14 protein-coding genes are annotated in these 16299 nt (G+C 55.0%); 13 read left to right on the top strand and 1 reads right to left on the bottom strand.

The window, feature by feature from the left end; all coding sequences use genetic code 11:
* Positions 1-191: 191 nt before the first annotated feature.
* The 4 genes from gmd (at position 192) to IEN85_RS18350 (ending at position 6477) form a co-directional block, all read left to right on the top strand.
* Positions 192-1205 carry a GDP-mannose 4,6-dehydratase gene (gene gmd, locus IEN85_RS18365; protein WP_191618571.1) on the top strand — a complete coding sequence of 338 codons (1014 nt, stop codon included), beginning with the start codon at positions 192-194 and terminating at the stop codon, positions 1203-1205.
* 158 nt (positions 1206-1363) lie between these two features.
* Positions 1364-1753, top strand: a complete 390-nt coding sequence (locus tag IEN85_RS18360) for a GxxExxY protein (RefSeq protein WP_191618570.1) — start codon at positions 1364-1366, stop codon at positions 1751-1753.
* A gap of 63 nt (positions 1754-1816) precedes the next feature.
* Positions 1817-2767: a GDP-L-fucose synthase family protein gene (locus tag IEN85_RS18355; protein ID WP_191618569.1), complete on the top strand. Its 951-nt coding sequence runs from the start codon at positions 1817-1819 to the stop codon at positions 2765-2767.
* 173 nt (positions 2768-2940) lie between these two features.
* Positions 2941-6477 (top strand): DEAD/DEAH box helicase, encoded by a 3537-nt coding sequence (locus IEN85_RS18350; protein ID WP_191618568.1) that lies wholly within the window; start codon positions 2941-2943, stop codon positions 6475-6477.
* A gap of 372 nt (positions 6478-6849) precedes the next feature.
* Here the strand turns inward: IEN85_RS18350 and IEN85_RS18345 are convergent, their stop codons facing one another.
* Complete coding sequence (locus IEN85_RS18345) at positions 6850-7812, bottom strand: NAD-dependent epimerase/dehydratase family protein (protein WP_191618623.1); 963 nt, start codon at positions 7810-7812, stop codon at positions 6850-6852.
* 563 nt (positions 7813-8375) lie between these two features.
* Between IEN85_RS18345 and IEN85_RS18340 the strand changes: the two genes are divergently transcribed.
* The 9 genes from IEN85_RS18340 (at position 8376) to IEN85_RS18300 (ending at position 16284) form a co-directional block, all read left to right on the top strand.
* On the top strand, positions 8376-8636 hold the full coding sequence (locus IEN85_RS18340; RefSeq protein ID WP_191618567.1) for a FitA-like ribbon-helix-helix domain-containing protein: 261 nt from the start codon (positions 8376-8378) through the stop codon (positions 8634-8636).
* Between the two features lies 1 nt (position 8637).
* Complete coding sequence (locus IEN85_RS18335) at positions 8638-9033, top strand: type II toxin-antitoxin system VapC family toxin (RefSeq protein WP_191618566.1); 396 nt, start codon at positions 8638-8640, stop codon at positions 9031-9033.
* 555 nt (positions 9034-9588) lie between these two features.
* On the top strand, positions 9589-10092 hold the full coding sequence (locus IEN85_RS18330) for a GbsR/MarR family transcriptional regulator (RefSeq protein ID WP_191618565.1): 504 nt from the start codon (positions 9589-9591) through the stop codon (positions 10090-10092).
* A gap of 22 nt (positions 10093-10114) precedes the next feature.
* Entirely contained in the window at positions 10115-11245 is a 1131-nt protein-coding gene (gene wecB, locus IEN85_RS18325; RefSeq protein WP_191618564.1) for a non-hydrolyzing UDP-N-acetylglucosamine 2-epimerase, read from the top strand.
* A 73-nt stretch (positions 11246-11318) separates the two neighbouring features.
* Positions 11319-12578 (top strand): UDP-N-acetyl-D-mannosamine dehydrogenase, encoded by a 1260-nt coding sequence (gene wecC / locus IEN85_RS18320; protein WP_191618563.1) that lies wholly within the window; start codon positions 11319-11321, stop codon positions 12576-12578.
* Between the two features lie 25 nt (positions 12579-12603).
* Complete coding sequence (locus IEN85_RS18315) at positions 12604-13728, top strand: DegT/DnrJ/EryC1/StrS family aminotransferase (protein WP_191618562.1); 1125 nt, start codon at positions 12604-12606, stop codon at positions 13726-13728.
* A gap of 10 nt (positions 13729-13738) precedes the next feature.
* Positions 13739-14467: a dTDP-4-amino-4,6-dideoxyglucose formyltransferase gene (locus IEN85_RS18310; RefSeq protein WP_191618561.1), complete on the top strand. Its 729-nt coding sequence runs from the start codon at positions 13739-13741 to the stop codon at positions 14465-14467.
* Complete coding sequence (locus IEN85_RS18305; RefSeq protein ID WP_191618560.1) at positions 14460-15617, top strand: TDP-N-acetylfucosamine:lipid II N-acetylfucosaminyltransferase family protein; 1158 nt, start codon at positions 14460-14462, stop codon at positions 15615-15617. The genes IEN85_RS18310 and IEN85_RS18305 overlap by 8 nt, the downstream gene beginning before the upstream one ends.
* Positions 15610-16284 carry a class I SAM-dependent methyltransferase gene (locus IEN85_RS18300; protein ID WP_191618559.1) on the top strand — a complete coding sequence of 225 codons (675 nt, stop codon included), beginning with the start codon at positions 15610-15612 and terminating at the stop codon, positions 16282-16284. The genes IEN85_RS18305 and IEN85_RS18300 overlap by 8 nt, the downstream gene beginning before the upstream one ends.
* The last annotated feature ends 15 nt before the right edge of the window (positions 16285-16299 follow it).

Genomic DNA, 16299 nt, shown 5'->3' with positions numbered 1-16299 from the left:
AAATACTTTCAAACGCCCGCCGCTCCCGCGACGGGCGTTTTTCTTGTAGGAGCGACCTTGGTCGCGAACCCAACAGGTAGCGTCCGCTGTCCCAGCGGACAACATCCCCTTTGTCGGAAAGAACAGATCGACAAACCCGCCCAAAGCCCTTTGCTTGCCAGTTGTAAAAATCCAGCTAACGGGAGAAATTTATGAAGAAGGCCCTCATCACCGGAATCACAGGACAAGACGGATCCTATCTCGCAGAACTCCTTCTCGAAAAGGGATACGAAGTGCACGGAGTCATCCGTAGGGCCTCGACCTTCAACACTTCCCGCATCGACCACCTCTACCAAGACCGGCACGTCAACGGCGTGAAGCTCTTCCTGCACTACGGCGACCTCGCCGACTCCGTGCAGATGGTCAAGCTGCTCTACGAACTCCAGCCCGACGAGATCTACAACCTCGGAGCGCAGTCCCACGTGCGCGTTTCCTTCGACGTTCCCGAGTACACCGGCGACGTAGTGGGCGTCGGCGCCGTACGCATCCTCGAGGCCATCCGCGAAGCCAACCTCGTCAACAAAACCAAGTTCTACCAAGCCTCCTCCTCCGAGATGTTCGGCAAGGTCCAGGAAGTCCCCCAGACCGAGACCACCCCCTTCTGGCCGCGCTCCCCCTACGCCTGCGCCAAGATGTACGCCCACTGGCTGACCGTTAACTACCGCGAATCCTACAACCTCTTCGCCTGCTCCGGCATCCTCTTCAACCACGAGTCCCCGCGCCGCGGCGAAACCTTCGTCACCCGCAAGATCACCCGCGCCGCCACCCGCATCAAGATGGGGCTGCAGGAAAAGCTCTACCTCGGCAACCTCGACGCCAAGCGCGACTGGGGCTACGCCAAGGAGTACGTGGAGATGATGTGGCTCATGCTCCAGCAGGACCAGCCCGAGGACTACGTCATCGCCACCAACGAGACCCACACCGTCAAGGAGTTCGTGCAGGAAACCTTCGCCCACCTCGACCTCGACTGGGAAAAGTACGTCGAGTACGACAAGCGCTACGAGCGCCCCGCCGAGGTGGACCTGCTCATCGGCGACCCCGCCAAGGCCAAGCAGAAGCTCGGCTGGGAGCCCAAGGTCAAGTTCAAGGAGCTCGTCAAGATCATGGTCGACGCCGACCTCAAGCTCGCCCAGGACGAAGCCAAGATCAAAAAAGCCCTCGCCTAGGCTGCGAAGCCTTGGCCACGAAAAGGCACAAAGAGCTAACCGACGGAGGACCTTCGTTATAACGAAGGCAGGCAGTGCAGGATTCTTCGTGCCTCTTTGTGGCTAAGAAAAACAGCCACAACCTTGATTCAGTCGTGGCAGATAAGCATCTTCAAGCCATGCCAACTCAAGAAATCAACGAACTTTGCGACCAAATTCGCGAGGCCTCTTTCAGCCTCCACAAACACCTTCGCCACGGCCATGTGGAAAAAGTTTACGAGAATGGACTCAAACACCGCCTCGACCTGAGAGGAATTCAAGCCGCCCAACAACATCCGCTTCCAGTCTACGACGAAGACGGATTCCTAATCGGAGACTTCTACGCAGACCTCTACGTCCAAAACGAAATTATCGTCGAACTCAAGGCCTGCAAAACAACAACCGACGAGCACGTAGCCCAACTCCTAGGCTACCTCAGGTCCTCCAACACCAAAGTTGGCCTACTAATCAATTTCGGCAGCCCCAAGATCCAGATAAAACGCTACCTTCTAGACCAAATAGACGAGTAGGCTTCGATATAGCGAAGCCAGATACAACCAGATTCTTCGTGCCTTTTTGTGGCCAATAAAACAATGAATCCCTCATCCAAGATCTACGTCGCCGGCCATAACGGCATGGTCGGCTCCGCCGTCGTCCGCCGCCTCCACTCCCTCGGCTTCACCAACACCGTCACCGCCAGCTCCTCCGAGCTCGACCTCACCCGCCAGCAAGCCGTCGAGGACTTCTTCCAGGCCCACAAGCCCGACGTCGTCGTCATGGCCGCCGCCAAGGTCGGCGGTATCCACGCCAACAATACCTACCCCGCCGACTTCGGCTACCAAAACCTAGCCATCGCCAGCAATACCATCCACGCGGCCTACCAGAGCGGCGTATCCCGCTTCCTCTTCCTCGGCTCCTCCTGCATCTACCCCAAGCTCGCCCCCCAGCCCCTGCGCGAGGATGCCCTGCTCACTTCCCAGCTGGAGCCCACCAACGAGGCCTACGCCATCGCCAAGATCGCCGGGCTCAAGCTCTGCGAGTACTACCGGAAGCAATACGGAGTGACCTACCACTCCCTCATGCCCACCAACCTCTACGGTCCCGGCGACAATTACCATCCCGACAACTCCCACCTCCTGCCCGCCCTCATCCGCCGCTTCCACGAAGCCAAGGAAGCCGATCTTCCCGAAGTGACCATGTGGGGTACGGGAACGCCCCTGCGCGAGCTCATGCACGCCGACGATCTAGCTGACGCCGTCGTATTCGCCCTCCAAATACAAGACCCGCCCAGCATCTTAAACGCCGGCACCGGGGTCGAGCACAGCATCAAGCAAATCGCCGAGCTCGTAGCGAAAACCGTCGGCTACACCGGCAAAATCGTGAACGACCTCAGCAAGCCCGACGGCACGCCTCGCAAGCTAATGGACGTCTCCCGCCTGCGCGAGCTCGGCTGGACGGCCCAAATCGCCCTCGAGGAAGGCATCGACAAAACCTACCCCCTCTTCCTCGAGCAGCTGAAACAAGGCAGTCTCCGCGCCAAGTAAGTACCTGTAGGAGCGACCTTGGTCGCGATCCACCCCCGCCCCTAAATGGACGGGCGCCCCGTCCGAGCGGCAGGACAACTCAAAGGTCCTCATTCCCGATCCAGCCCGCCCCCCCTCCTAACGAAAAAACACCTTTCCCCCGCTCACCCTCAGCGCTAGGCACAGCCATTCAAATGGACGCCAGCACGCTCAACTCCCTCGCCCTCTACCTCAAAACCTTCGACGCCCGCACCCAAAAGCGCGGCAAAGCCTACGCCCGCGACGCCCGAGCCCTCGTTTCCTACGCCACCAACCACGTCGTCGAAGGCTACGTGGATGGAACCCAAGAGTATTTCGTCCACATCGGCTACGAGCGCCATGTCGGCTGGGAAGCCGAATGCGACTGCCCCATCGGCTACGACTGCAAGCACGCCTACGCCCTCGCCGCCACCGTGCTCGCCGAAAACGGGCACCCCCTTTCCCAGGCAACTCCCAGCAAAAAAGCGGCCCGCAGGCCCAAGAACAGCCTCTTCGAGCCCGCCAAGAAGATCCTCGATCGGCAACTCAACGTCCGAGAAGAACGCTTCCTCGAAAAGGTGCAAAAAGCGTGGCACATCTTTCAAGAGCAAGGCATCGCCTGCGACGACGTCCTCGCCCTCCTGAACAACCAAGAGGTCCACTACCGAGGCTGGAAGCAAGTCGACCGGCTCGGCAACTACCTCGACACGCCCCCTCAAGACCCCTTCGAGCTCCTCGGCTACGCCTGCATCTATTTCAAGCTTAACGAGATCAAATCGCCAGCCCTCGCCCAGAAGCTGATCGACCTCGACGACTACCAAAACCGCGTCAAACGCAACCTCCACCTCAACGAAATCCGAGCCTGGAAAGCCACCCTCGAGCGCTCCTCAAACGTCCGCGCCCCCGAACAAGCCCAATCCACGACGCCCACCCAGCTCGCCATGGTCATCGGCACCTCGAAATGGGAAATACACGCCCGCGAGGACGGTCCCTACTACCGCGTCGACAGCGAGCAACTGCAAGACTGGCGAGACGCCACCGCAACGAAGCTGTCCACCCAAGCCATCGCATTCCTTGGAGCTGCGGAACACTTCCTCCAGCACTGGCGAGGCGTCACCACCGCGCCCACCACCCAATACGCCCGAGCCTTCCTGCACCGTCTCCTCCAACATGCCGAACTTCGCTACCACGTTTTGGATACAAACTACCAAACGATCCCATGGAGCGAAGAACCGCTACGCTGGATCGCCCGCAAATCCGGCTCAGGGGAAGACGCCACAGCGCAACTCAGCCTCTGCCTGCCCAACGGAAAACCACTGCCCAAAAACGCAATCGTTCTCCAACTGCTAGACTACGATACCTACGGACGTCCCCAGCCCACAGCAGACGACGCCCCTCTCTACCTCAGCGATGCCACCATCTACCCCGGCCCGCCGCCACTGGAAGGAGAAACGCTCGTCACCCTGCCCTGGGACGCCATCGACTCCGAACAAGGCGTCGCCTTCCTGCGTTCCCAAGGAAGCGAACTCCCCCCGGAAATCGAAAAGCGAGTCGACACCCTCCAGCCCCAGCTCCGGCTGCGAGCCAGCACCCGAGAAACTCCCAGCACCTGGGGCCGCACCCGCGGCCTGCAAGTCGAGCTAGAAGCCATCGACTCCCAAAACAATGCACTGCGTCACTTCACGCCCACCGGCTGGAACCACCTAAACGAGGAGACAAGCGCAACCCCCAACAACCGTATCCAACTTCTGGATCCAAACGTCCTGCTCGACTTCGCCCCGCTCCTATCCAAATTCTCCCTCAGGTGGGACGAGCAACTCACCCGCTGGCAACGCCCCCTGCGCGACTCGAAAGACCTGCCGGACTTCGGAACCTGGCTGCAAAGCCTGCCCGACTCCATTCAAGTAGAACTCAGCCCCGACCTCGCCGGCCTCGACAGCGCCCCCGTCTCGCTCAGCTATGAAGTCGATATCCAAGAAACGGATACCCGCGACTGGTTCGACGTCAAACTCGTCAAACGCGTCAACGACACCCAACTCACCGACGAGGAGATGAAGCTCCTGCTCGCCGGGCCCGGACGCTTCGTCCAGCTCCCCAGCGGCCAGTGGCGACGCCTCGACATTGAAACCACCAAGGAAACCGCTGCCCTCATGCAGGAGCTCGGTGTCGAAAAAACCGACGACACCCAACGCCTCCACACCCTGCAGCTGCAAAACGAAGCCGCCAGCGCCGCCCTCACCGAAGAAGCCAAAACCGAGCTACAAGCCCGCCTCAAAACCCTCAGTGCCCAAAAACTTCCCGCCCCGCCACGCCCCTTCGGAAAAGTCCTCCGCCCCTACCAGCGCGACGGCTTCCAATTCCTCTGCCAGCTCACCCAGCTCAGCTTCGGCGGCATCCTCGCCGACGACATGGGCCTGGGCAAAACCCTGCAAGCCCTCGCTTGGCTGGTCTGGCTCAAAAAGCAAAACGCCAAAGCCAAGGCCCCCTTCCGCGTTCTCATCGTCTGCCCCAAGTCCGTCATGGACAACTGGCTCTCCGAACCCAGCAAATTCCAGACCGGCCTCACCGCCGCCCCCCACCAAAGCAATCCCGACGAAGCCCAAGCCAGAGCCCTCCTAAGCGCCAACCTCGTCGTCGCCAACTACACCCAGCTGCGCAGCGCGGCCGACACCTTTCTCGCCGAAACCTGGGACGCCGTCATCCTCGACGAAGCCCAATATATCAAAAACCCCAGCTCCCAAACCGCCCGCGTCGCCTGCCAGCTCTCCACCCAGCACCGCCTCGTGCTCACCGGCACCCCCATCGAAAACCGCTCCCTCGACCTCTGGAGCCTGCTCCGCTTCGCCATGCCCGGGGCCCTCGGCTCCCAAGCCCAGTTCAAGCGCCTCTACAACGAAAAGAAAGACCCGCAAGCCCTCCCCCGCCTCGCCCGCCGCATCCAGCCCTTCCTCCTGCGCCGCGCCAAAAAAGACGTCGCCCAAGACCTCCCCGACCGCATCGAAGAAGAACTGCACTGCCAGCTCGAAGGCGCCCAAGCCAAGCTCTACCAAGCCGAACTCAAAAAAGCCCGCCAACTCCTCGTCGAGGTCAAAACCCAACGCCAGTTCGACAAAAGCCGCTTCAACATCCTGCAATCCCTCCTGCGGCTCCGACAAATCTGCTGCGACCCCCAGCTCCTCGGAGCCAAACCCAGCAAAACGCCATCCGCCAAAACCCAGGCCCTGCTCGAGCATATCCAGCCCCTCGTCGACGAAGGCCACAAGATCCTCGTCTTCAGCCAATTCGTATCCATGCTCGAACTCCTGCAGCCCGCCCTCGACGCCATCGGCATCCCCAGCCTCATGCTCACCGGAAAAACCCAAGACCGGGCCACCCTCGTCGAACGTTTCCAAAAACCGGATACCGAAAAAGTCTTCCTGCTCTCCCTCAAAGCCGCCGGCAGCGGCCTCAACCTCACCGCCGCCAGCTACGTCGCCCTCTTCGACCCCTGGTGGAATCCCGCCGTAGAAGCCCAAGCCATCGACCGCACCCACCGCATCGGCCAAAAGCGCCAAGTCATTGCCTACCGCCTCATCGCCAAGGACACCATCGAAGAAAAGATCCGCGCCCTGCAAAAAGAGAAGTCCCAACTCGCCAGCACCCTCATCGACGACCAATCCCTCGCCACCGCCCTCGACCTCGACACCATCCGTGACCTCCTCGCGGATCAGTAGGGAGCGGGGTTTACTCCCCGTCCCGCAACTCTCCAATCCCTCAGCACCCAGCACCAACCACGATCCCCCGCCCACCTCACAACAACCACTTCGTCCCCCTTATCGGGCCTCGCTTCGAAACATCCTCCGTCATAAATTGCTGAGCCCAAGTGAATATCATCGCCCTTGCTTTGCCACCCTGCAGCAAGCTGCGAGGCATCATGGCAAAGCACCCCTTCGGGCTCCTTGCTCATCAAAGCCCTGCAAAACCTTGTTTGTCACCAACTGAAAATCCATCGGCATCGGCGATCCTGACACAATCACATCAAGCACCCCCAAGATCATCGGTGTAAATCAGTGCCATCGGTGGTTACAAAAAACAGCCCGTTCTCCCTACCGCCAATCCACCTTCCCTTGGACCTCGTCCCTGTACCATTTCACCATTCGCTCCAGTCCCTGTCCTAGGGAAGCCTTCGGCTCCCACCCCAACACCTTCCGAATCTTGTCGATATTCGCATGCGTGGCAGCCTGATCCCCCGGACGTGGAGGCAATAGATTGATCAGAGCCTTCTTCCCCATGATCTCCTGCACCGCCTCGATTGCTTCGCCCGTGGTGAAACACTGATCCGTACCCACGTTAAAAATCTCGCCCTCCGCCTTGTCCCATTTATCCAAAACGCAAGCAATCGCCTCGCAGATATCCCCCACGTAGGTGAACGAGCGCTGATGCCCCCGGCTCCCCTCGAAGAGCGGAAACTCCTCATCATTCGCGATCGATCGAATCAATCTGGGAAACAGCTTATCCGGCCGCTCCCGCTCCCCATAAACCGAAAACAAGCGCAGCGAACAGGCCGGAAACCCATTCAGGCGATGAGCCCCCATCACCTCCAGCTCAGCCGCCAACTTCGTTTCGCCATACCAAGAAGCCGGCTTCGGCTCCCCCACCTCCGAATCCATGGCCCGCAGCCCATAGACCGAGGAGGACGACACATTCACAAAGCGCTTCACCCCAGCCTCCCGAGCTGCTTCCAGCAAGCGATGCGTCGCCACCACGTTGTTTCGATTATAATCCTCCCAAGGCGTCTTCGCCGAAATCCCCGGCTGAGCCGCCAAATGCACCACCGCATCCACCCCCTCAAGGTAGGGCGTGACCTCCGGGCACGCCGCTTCGCCCAAATCCGCCTCCAGCACCTCGATCCCGCAAGCCTTAAGCCGCTCCGCAGTGCCCCGCTTCAAACCCACCGCATAGTAGTCCGTAAAGGCGTCCACTCCCGACACGTCCCAGCCCGCCGCCTGTAAGCGCAACGCCAAATTGGAGCCTATGAAGCCCGCGATCCCTGTAATCAAAACCCGCACCGCCACAGGGATTTAGCAATGAGCCCCCAAGGCAAACCCAAAAAGCGAAGCGCCTAAGGTGGCGTCCGCTGTCCCAGCGGACACCAGCCCCGACTGCGAGAAGCGGCCTTGTCGAAGACACTGAGTCAGCCGAACGTGCGCCGCGATTATCACCCATCCCCCGGAGGGACGGGCGCCACCCCGTCCACGCTACAGCTTCACCTAAACCAGCGAAGACCAAACCGCCCCGTCATCGATCCCGAGCACGGTCGAGGGGCTCCGCTCGAGACCGCAGAGAAAAAGCAGAGAGCAACGATAATCAGATTACTTCAGCCCCTCACCTTCATCAGAAAAAATCTCCTTCGTAAAAAATAACTCCGCGACCTCCGCGTACTCCGCGGTTAAGAGAACAAAAACCTCCCGCTTGCCTCGGCAAAGCGAAGCGACGACGGGTCGCAGAGCGACACCTACTTGGCCACAGGCCAACCTGACACTCCCCGTAAACGCCCCCTCTCACTGTCCTCCAAAAACCCAGACGATGCAGAAACATTGACGTGGTTCACTTTCTTTTTCTTTTATGAACCATGAAATCAATCACAATTCACAAACTAGATCCCGATCTGGCCGAGCAACTCGAAAAGCGAGCCCGCAGAGACGGAACCTCGCTCAACCGAACAGTGAAATCCATCCTACGCACCAGCTTGGGCTTGGACAGAAAGACAATAGAAGATCACAGGTCCGACTTCATCGATCTCTTCGGCAGCTGGTCCAAGGAGGAGGCCTCAGCCTTCGACGAGCGAACGAGCAACGCTCGGACCGTAACCCCCAGCGACTGGGACCGCTAAAATGGCGAAAATCACCTTGGACACCAGCGCCTACAGCGCCTTTATGCAAGGCGACGAAAAGGTCCTCGACGCCCTAGCCAGCTCAACCACCGTGTACCTGCCCCTGTTCGTAATCGCCGAACTCCACTACGGTTTTCGAGGCGGCAACAAACTCCAAGAAAACCTAGGCCAGCTCAAAGCCTTCTTGAACAAACCCACCGTCGATTCTTGGCTCCCCACCCTGGAGACCGCACAGATTTACGGCGAAACCCAAGACCAGCTCAAACGCGCCGGGACCCCCATTCCCATAAACGACATATGGATCGCCAGCGCCTGCATCGAATCAGGCTCCACCTTGGTCACCTTCGACCAACACTTCCAAAAAATCCCCGGCCTACGCCTCTGGCCCTGGATTTGACTCCCCGAGCGCCACCCGATTTCTACCCAAACATCCTTCCGACGCCCTTCCGAACAGGAGGGACGGGTGCCACCCCGTCCTCGCTACAGCTTCACCTAAACCAGCGAAGACCAAACCGCCCGCTCCGCTCGAGACCGCAGAGAAAAAGCAAAGAGCAACGATAATCAGATTACTTCAGCCCCTCACCTTCATCAGAAAAAACCTCCTTCGCAAAAAAACTCCGCGACCTCCGCATACTCCGCGGTTAAGAGAACAAAAACCTCCCGCCTGCCTCGACAAAGCGAAGCGACGACGGGTCGCAGAGCGACAGCTACTTGGCCCGCAGGCCAACCTGCTCCCAAAACTCCGCGCACTCAGCGTCCTCGGCGGTAGATACCCGTCCACACGCTTCGCCAAATCCCGATCCTAGATTACCGGATCACCGATAACGGATCCGCCGAACTCGATTACCCACGATCAAATAGTTCATTTTTTCTTGAACTCCCTGAACCAACCTTCAGTACTTCCCGCATTTCCCACCACGCGACCTTCTCAATTTAAAATCTTTTATCTTTAATGGCGAACGAAAGTGAAGCCCGAGCCAACGAAACGCGCGATGCCATCATCGCCTATTTCGTCAATGCCGCCCAAGCCTTCGGCATCCCCAAATCCATCGGTGAAATTTACGGCCTCTTTTTCGCAACCGACGCTCCTCTCGCTCTCGACGACGTCATCGAGCAACTGCAAATCAGCAAAGGCTCCGCCAGCCAAGGCATCCGCTTTCTGCGCAGCATCAACGCTCTCAACCTCGCCTACATCCCCGGCGACCGCCGCGACCACTTCAAAGCCGAGACCAGCCTACGCCGCATCGCCGACGGACTCATCAAGGAGCGCATAAAGCCACAGCTCGCGTCTGGTACAGAGCAATTGAAAGCCATTGAAAAGCAATCATCGAAGATCGAGCTCAATGAATACCAGGAACAACTCGCCACAATCCGCACCTGGAGCAAAAAGGCCGACCTCGTCCTGCCCTTCGTCTCCAAATTCCTAGGCGACAAAGAAAAACCAATCATTCTCTAAAACCAACTCCCAACTGAAACTTATGAAAGTTCTCTGCGTATTCGGAACCCGTCCAGAAGCCATCAAGATGGCCCCCCTCGTTCACGAGCTTAAAAGCCGTCCCGAAATCGATTGCCGCGTCTGCGTCACCGCCCAGCACCGAGAAATGTTGGACCAAGTCCTAGAACTCTTCGAAATCACCCCGGACTACGACCTAAACCTTATGAAGCCCGGACAGGACCTCTACGACATCACCTGCAACATCCTCACCGGAATCAAGCCAGTCCTAGCGGACTTTCAGCCAGACACCGTTCTCGTTCACGGCGACACCTCTACCACCCTTTCCACAACCCTTGCAGCCTACTACCAAAAGATCGATGTTGGGCACGTTGAAGCCGGCCTGCGTACCGGAAACATCTACTCCCCGTGGCCAGAAGAAGCGAATCGCAAGCTCACCGGAGCCCTCGCCAAATACAATTTCTGCCCGACCGAAAAGTCGCAGCAAAACCTCCTCGCAGAAAACGTATCGACAGAATCTATACACGTAACAGGCAACACCGTAATCGACGCCTTGCTTTGGGTTTCACAAAAACTAGATCGCGATCAAACACTATCCCGCAAACTCGCGGATCAATTCGAATTCCTAAACGCTGAGAAACGCCTGATCCTCGTCACCGGCCACCGACGCGAGAGCTTCGGTCAGGGCTTTGAAAACATCTGCCAAGCCCTCAAAGAGATCGCTGACGCCCATCCCGACTGCGAGATCGTTTACCCGGTGCATCTGAATCCCAACGTACAGGAACCCGTCAACCGCATCCTCAAGGGCCAATCCAATATCCATCTCATAGCCCCACTCGACTACCTACCTTTCGTTTACCTCATGCAACGCTCCTACCTGATCATCACCGATTCAGGCGGCGTCCAAGAAGAAGCTCCCTCCCTCGGCAAGCCCGTTCTCGTGATGCGCGACACCACCGAGCGTCCAGAAGCGGTCGAAGCAGGCACTGTGAAGCTAGTTGGGGCCAACAAAGACAACATCGTCCGCGAGGCCCGCGCCCTCCTCTCAGACGAAACCCAATACAACGCCATGTCCCGAGCCCACAACCCCTACGGCGACGGCAAAGCCTGCCCACGCATAGCAGATGCCCTAGCTGCCCAGCTCGTGCACGCCTAATATAACCAAAATTTAAACCTATCAAGAACTCCGCGTTCTCAGCGATCTCCGCGGTTAAAAATTTTCCACTACCATGTCCTTCGAAACCATCTCAGTCATCGGCCTCGGTTACATCGGCCTTCCCACCGCAGCGGTCTTCGCCTCCCGCAAGAAAAAAGTTATCGGCGTAGACGTAAACCAACACGCCGTCGATACCATCAACCAGGGCAAGATCCACATCGTAGAGCCTCAGCTTGATATCGTCGTTCGCGCTGCGGTATCCGAAGGTTACCTACGAGCCACCGCCATCCCAGAAGCAGCCGACGCCTATATCATAGCCGTTCCCACCCCCTTCAAAGATGACCACGTTCCCGACTTGAAATACATTGAGAGCGCTTCAAAGGCAATCGCCCCCACCCTGAAGCGAGGAAGCCTCGTCATCCTCGAATCCACCTCCCCCGTCGGCGCCACCGAACAAATGGCCGAATGGCTCGCCGAGGCCCGCCCTGACCTTACCTTTCCCCAGCAAAAAGGCGAATCCTCAGACATCCGAATCGCTCACTGCCCCGAACGCGTCCTCCCCGGTCACGTAATCCGCGAGCTAGTGCAAAACGACCGCGTCATCGGAGGCATGACCCCTGCCTGTTCGCAAGCAGCCGTCGACTTATACAAAACATTCGTCGAAGGCGAGTGCATCACCACCAACGCCCGCACTGCCGAGATGTGCAAGCTCACCGAAAACGCCTCACGCGACGTCTCGATAGCCTTCGCTAACGAACTCTCCCTCATCTGCGACGACCAAGGCATCAACGTCTGGGAGCTCATCTCCCTCGCCAACCGCCACCCCCGCGTCAACATCCTCCAGCCCGGGCCCGGCGTAGGCGGCCATTGTATCGCCGTCGACCCCTGGTTTATCGTATCTGCAAACCCTAAACTCTCCCGACTCATTCGCACCGCCCGGGAAGTAAACGACAGCAAGCCAGACTGGGTCGTGCAAAAAACCGAACAAGCCATCGCCCAAACCCAGCGTCTCCTCGACGGTCGCCGTAAACCCCGCGTAGCCGTCGCCGGCCTAGCTTTCAAGCCCGACATCGACGACCTCCGCGAAAGCCCCGCCATGAAAATCGCCGAGATCCTATCTCAACGGACCGACATCGACCTCCAGTTCGTAGAACCCAACATCGAGCAACTTCCAGGCAACCTGAAAAACGGCACCTTCTCAAAAGACATAATCGCCTCCTCAAATTGGTGCGACCTGATACTCATTTTAGTTGATCACTCACTTTTTGCAACATCGCTTTCCAAAATACCTAAAGACATAGTACATATAGATACCCGCGGTTTACTAAAATAAAACATATTTTAAACATAAAAAAGCAATGCAAAAGCCAAAATTCCCAATTTTCGTCACGAGACCATCATTACCAGACCTAAACGAATTTCACGATCAATTAAAAATACTATGGGACAGCAAATGGCTCACCAACAACGGAGCCTTCCACCAACGCTTCGAAAGAGAACTGGCAGAGTTTCTTGGCGTCAAATACGTTTCTCTTTTCTCGAACGGAACGTTGGCACTAATAACAGCACTGCAATCCCTACGCATCACCGGTGATGTTATAACGACTCCATATAGCTTTGTAGCCACTACACACGCACTTAACTGGAACGGCATTCGCCCCATCTTTTGCGATGTTGATCCTATTTACGGAAACATCTGCCCAAAGAGCATAGAATCGCTAATCACACCAAAAACCACAGCGATCGTTCCCGTCCATGTATACGGCAATCCAGCCGACAACTCGGAACTACAGAGAATCGCCGACACTTACGGATTGAAATTAATATACGATGCAGCACATGCATTCAATGTCAGGGAAAACGGCAAATCCATCCTAAACTACGGAGACCTTTCGATATTAAGTTTCCACGCCACTAAAGCATTCAATACGATCGAAGGAGGTGCAATTATTTGCCACGACTCCAAAACAAAAAGTCGATTAGACTTTCTTAAGAACTTTGGATTCGCGGACGAAGTAACCGTCGTCGCACCAGGCATCAACGCTAAGATGAACGAACTGCAAGCAGCTTACGGCCTACTGCAACTCAAGTCCGCTGAGTCTGAAATAGAGAAAAGAAGCAGAGTTCACCAGCTTTACGCAGATGCCCTCAAAAACATAAAAGGCATAAGAACGATTCCTATACCTAGTAACGTTGAGCACAATTTCTCTTATTTCCCTATTTTTATAGAACCCGAATACGCTCTTTCTCGCGACAAGGTCTACGAGGAGTTTCGAAAGCGGAATATAATAGTAAGGCGATACTTTTACCCACTAATCAGCGAATTCCCCCCTTACAGAGCTCTTCCCTCAGCATCGCCCGACAACCTCCCCACCGCAACCAACCTTGCTCAAAGCGTATTGAATTTGCCAATATACCCTGACCTTAGCCAGGAGACGGTTGAATACATCTGTCATCAACTAGCAACCGCGTTCAACAGCTAACGTACCACTTATGCAGAAGATCCTCATCATATCCGACAATGTTTTCCTAACTGAGAATATCCAGACGCTGGCTAAGACAATCGATAACACAGAGTTCACATACTTCTATAGCTCGATAAACAAGTCAGCTGAGGCACTAAAAGAACTAGGTGCCATCCCCGCCAATCTCAAAAAAACGGAGACGATTAACGCAATAACATCTACATTCGACCTAGTCATCTCAGCTCATTGCAAACAAATATTCCCACCAGATCTAGTTAACAAAATCCGCTGTATAAACATACATCCTGGCCTAAATCCATACAATCGCGGATGGTACCCACAAGTATTTTCGATCATCAATGGTTTACCTGCTGGATGTACGATTCACGAAATCGATGATGAGATCGACCACGGAGCTATAATTGCCCAAACCCAGATTGCAATTGGGCCAACGGATACATCGTTGGATGTATACGAGAGGGTACAACATGCGGAAATCCAACTGATCTCAGAAAATTTAGGGAAAATAATAAGAAATGAATACACCGCAACAGCAGCGAAATCAGAAGGAAACTATAATAGTGTAAAGGACTTCAAAGAACTCTGCAAACTAGACCTAAACAAACGCGACACTCTAGAGAATCACATCAATCTTCTGAGAGCACTAACACACGGGGAGTTTAAAAACGCGTTCTATACCGATAGCGACAATCGCCGAATCTACATCAGCATCAACATTTCTAGATCAGATGATTAGGATACTTCATCTTACATACGATTTTTCCTTTATCAACTTTGTCATAAATTCCTTCGAAGAAAACCCTAATTGCGTTTGCGAATATATAACCGTCACAAAAGAGGGTTCCCCACCAGAAAACATTGCCCAACATGATAGACTGCGAAGCATCGCTAAACAGGAGCTGAGTAGCGAGCAGTTCAAACAGTTCGCTAAATCATTCGACGGCATACTGTTTCACTCTCTAAGCTTAGATTTCTCCAAATTTCTGTCTAACTTAGAAACAAGCGCCACCTGCATCTGGCTACCCTGGGGGGCTGACTTTTACCAAACGCATCCCGAGCTAAAAAACAATCTCCTCCTACCCCAAACGCTCAAACTAGATTCCCGACTCAAAGGCATCAAACGCTATAATGACAAATTAAAGCAAATACTGTCCGTTCTAGGCATACGTAAAAACGAATACCAACACCAAGAAGAAGCGCTAAAAAAGATCAAGTACATCGCTCCCGTAATCAGTGAGGATTACGAACTCATCAAGAAACACTTCCAAAACACAGAAAACGCCTCCTTCTTGAAGTTTTGCTACGGAAACACGAACACGTTCTCTGAGCCCAAAGCGCGTATAACAGGCAACAACATTCTCCTAGGCAACTCCGCCTCCCCAACAAACAACCATATTGAGGCGATAGATTTCCTCTCTAAAACTCAACTGGAGGACAAGCTCGTTATAACGCCGCTCACCTACGGGAACAAAAACTACGCAAATCACATTGAAGAATACGGAAAGCACAAGCTGGGAAAGAATTTTCATGCACTTAGAAGGCATATGTCGCTATCCGATTACATAACGACAATTCGAAGCTGCTCGATCTACATACTCAACCACAGAAGGCAGCAGGCACTTGGAAACATATACGCCATGCTATACCTAGGAGCTAAACTCCTTATACGGAAAGACAATCCAACTTTCACATTTCTTCAAAAAGCAGGTATCGTGTTCGATGAACTGGACACTGATCCCAGCAAACCAATTTCACCGCTTTCTACCAGCTCCGCAACGCACAACCGTCAGACACTAGATCGCATGATCTCCCCCGAAAAAACGAAGGAAAACACGCAAAACATAGTAAATGCGATAAAGAGCAACTCAACGAAGCAACATGCATAAGATCAAAAAATCTTCTCACAATTGGCTGGCTTATGACGCACCGCACAACGCGATCGCACAGAACATTTCAAACTTTGTTGGCGTAGTCGCCGACCTTGGATGCGGAAAATCCCCATACAAACCCGACATCGAGAAATATGCTTCTCAATATATCGGCGTCGACTGGGAAAACTCGCTGCACGATCAATCAAACGTCAACGTGTTCTCCAACCTTAACGAAGAAATCAAACTTCCAGACAACTCAGCAGACACTGCTCTAGTGATGCACGTCATGGAACACCTAAGCGAGCCCGACAACTTCCTTGCTGAAGCAAACAGAATCCTAAAAGATGATGGCTTCATCCTCATCCAAGTGCCTTTCAACTGGCACTTGCACGAGGAACCACACGATTATTTCAGATACACCCCATACGGATTGGAACATCTCCTAAAGAAAGCCAATTTCGATTATATAGAAACAAAGACTGAAGGCGGCATATTCACCGTTCTAACACTAAAATTCAATTACGCTTCCAGAAAAATCCTCAGAGGACCACTAAGAATCCTAGGCATCCCCATCTGGTTCATAAACCAACACTTAGCAAGGTGGCTGGACAATAAAATAAAATACAGCAATGAATTTGTCGCGATCACAGCTACCGCTCGAAAAAGAGCCAAACTCTTTTAAGCGGAGAAAACTTTG

The sequence above is a fragment of the Pelagicoccus enzymogenes genome, from assembly GCF_014803405.1.
GTDB lineage: Bacteria > Verrucomicrobiota > Verrucomicrobiia > Opitutales > Opitutaceae > Pelagicoccus > Pelagicoccus enzymogenes.
The sequence above is the reverse complement of the archived record's forward strand: the minus strand, read 5'-3'. Positions and strand labels throughout refer to the sequence as shown.